This window comes from Candidatus Proelusimicrobium excrementi (assembly GCF_937881865.1).
GTDB lineage: Bacteria > Elusimicrobiota > Elusimicrobia > Elusimicrobiales > Elusimicrobiaceae > Proelusimicrobium > Proelusimicrobium excrementi.
In genome coordinates this window covers 1-2,573 of sequence record NZ_CALGEO010000104.1, presented here as the reverse complement: position 1 = coordinate 2,573, position 2,573 = coordinate 1, and the positions used below count along the sequence as shown (strand labels likewise).

1 protein-coding gene is annotated in these 2,573 nt (G+C 47.6%); it reads right to left on the bottom strand.

Annotated elements, in window-relative coordinates; genetic code table 11:
- Positions 1–2,522, bottom strand: a 2,522-nt coding sequence (gene rpoB, locus ACQY26_RS04635) for a DNA-directed RNA polymerase subunit beta (protein WP_428047964.1), incomplete at its 3' end; no start/stop codon positions are given.
- Between the last annotated feature and the right edge of the window lie 51 nt (positions 2,523–2,573).

The following is a 2,573-nucleotide window of genomic DNA, read 5'->3' as shown; positions in this document are numbered from 1 at the left end:
ATACCGTTTTCATCCAAGTCCTTGAGCATATCTTCACTTCTGTTGGGAATATCGCGAGTGATTTCTTCATCGCCCAACTTGGTGCTTCTTGCTTCGGTGTCGTGGGTACCAATGTGGATAGAAGTAAATACGTCGTCTTGTACAAGTTCTTCACTCAACAAAATAGCGTCTTCGTAGTTGTAACCTTCCCAGCTCATAAAGCCTACAAGAAGGTTGCGGCCCAAAGCCAAAATACCGTCATCCATTGAAGGACCGTCTACAAGCACTTGCCCTTTTACCACGGTGTCGCCGGCTTTTACAAGCGGTTTGTGGTTGACGCAGGTATCTTGGTTGGAACGTTTATATTTGGTAAGCTCGTAAATTTCGGTTTTGCCGCCTTTTGCGGGTTCGACGGCGATAATATCGGCCGAAGCGAAAATTACTTTACCGTCCTGTTTGGCCACCATGGAAGAACCCGAATCCCTTGCCACCGCGGCTTCAATGCCGGTGCCGACCAGCGGGGCTTCCGCTTTAAGCAAAGGCACGCCTTGGCGCTGCATGTTACAGCCCATCAAGGCACGGTTTGCGTCATCGTGCTCAAGGAAGGGTATCAAAGCGGCTGAAACGCTGATTACCTGCAAAGGCGAAATATCCATATAATCAACTTCGCCCGGGGCGACCAAAGGATAATCGGAGCGAACGCGGCAAGCCACCTGCTCCGCCATTAATTTGCCGTCCGCGCCCAAAGGCGTATTGGACTGGGCAACCATATAATCGTCTTCAATATCGGCCGTAAGATAATCAATCTTATCCGTAGCTTTGCCGTTTTCGACTTTTCTGAACGGGGATTCCAAAAGGCCGTATTTGTTTACTTTGGAATAGCAAGCTAAAGAGGTTATCAAACCGATGTTCGGACCTTCAGGCGTTTCAATAGGGCAGAGCCTGCCGTAATGAGTATGGTGAACGTCGCGGACTTCAAAGCCGGCGCGTTTTCTGTTAAGACCGCCGGGGCCCAAGGCTGAAAGTCTGCGTTTATGGGTAAGTTCGGAAAGCGGGTTGATCTGATCCATAAACTGGGAAAGCTGGGAAGTTCCGAAGAACTTCCTTATAATACCGGCAACCGGCTGAGCGTTTACCAAAGAGCGCGGAGTCGGCTTCTGAGTGGAAGCTTCCTTGTTCATTTTGTCCCTGGCGGTTTTAGCCATTTGGGAAAGGCCGACGCGGATTTGGTTTTCCAAAAGCTCGCCGATGCCGCGTACGCGCCTGTTGCCCAAGTGGTCGATATCGTCAAGTTTAAAATCTATAGAGGAACCGTATCTTTCGGCGATATATTCTTCGCCGGCGTTTAACGCTAAAAGATATTGCAAGGTTACGATGATATCTTCAGGAGCGAGGGTTCTTCTCTTATCCGACGGGCGGGCGAACTTCTTGAAAGAAGCTTTGCCGAGCATATCAAAGAACGGCGCAAACTTCTTGTTGATTTTGAAGCGGCCAACATAGCTTAAGTCATAGCGTTTATTGTTGTTGAAGATAAGGCTGTCCAAAAATTGTTCGGCCTGTTCTTTAACGATGAAATCCTGCCCTCTTAAGCGTTTATAAATTTCGAACTGGGCTTCCTGAGCGGTTTTGGCTTCTTCTTTTTTAGCTTCCAAAGTGGCCAAAATACCGGGGTTGTCCTGCCTGGGATTGCCGGAAAGAACTTTAATCTTTTTGACTTTCTTTTCAAGCAGAACTTTAAAAGTTTTGTCGTCAATCGGGGTGGCGGCTTTGTCATCCAAGTTCCAAATGACTTCGCCGGTGGCCGGATCGACTATATCTTCAGCCGCGTAACGGCCCACCACATTGTCGATATCCTGAACTTTTACGTCAATGTCTTCAGTTTGGTAAAAAGCCTGTAAAATTTCTCCGTTGGTTTCAAGGCCGCACGCGCGCAGGAACGTGGTCGCCAAAACCTTTTTCTTTCTGTCAATCCTGACCCAAAGCACGTTCGCCAAATCGAACTGGAACTCTATCCACGCGCCTCTGTAAGGAATAATGCGCGCAACATAAAGTTTTTTACCAAGGGTTGATTGCTTCTTTTCTTCGTCTTCTTCAAAAATAATACCGGGAGATCTGTGCAGCTGGCTTACTATTACACGTTCGGCACCGTTAAATACAAAGCAGCCGGCCTCCGTCATTAAAGGTAATTCGCATAAAGTGATGTCTTCTTCCTTGCCCTCTTTTAAAGCCCCGTTTTTCTGTTTAATGTTAAGCCTGAGCCATACTCTTAAAGGCGCACTGTACGTACCGTCTTTGACGGCCGCTTCCGCCGGGGAGGCGTATTTGGGGGCGGAAAGTTCGTATTTAACAAATTCTAAAGTCATACTGCCGTCGGGGGCTTCTATGGGGAAAACGTCGGTAAAAGCCGCTTGCAAACCTCTGAAATCGCGCTTTTCCGGGGCAACATCCAATTGTAAAAAATCCTCAAAAGACTGCTTTTGCATGTCCAACAAATTTGGTAAGGGTAGTTTTGTTTTAATTTTGCCGAAATTTAATTGTTTCATTTTCTGACTTCCTGCGCTGCCGGACGATGTGCCTTAGGCACATAAGCCCCC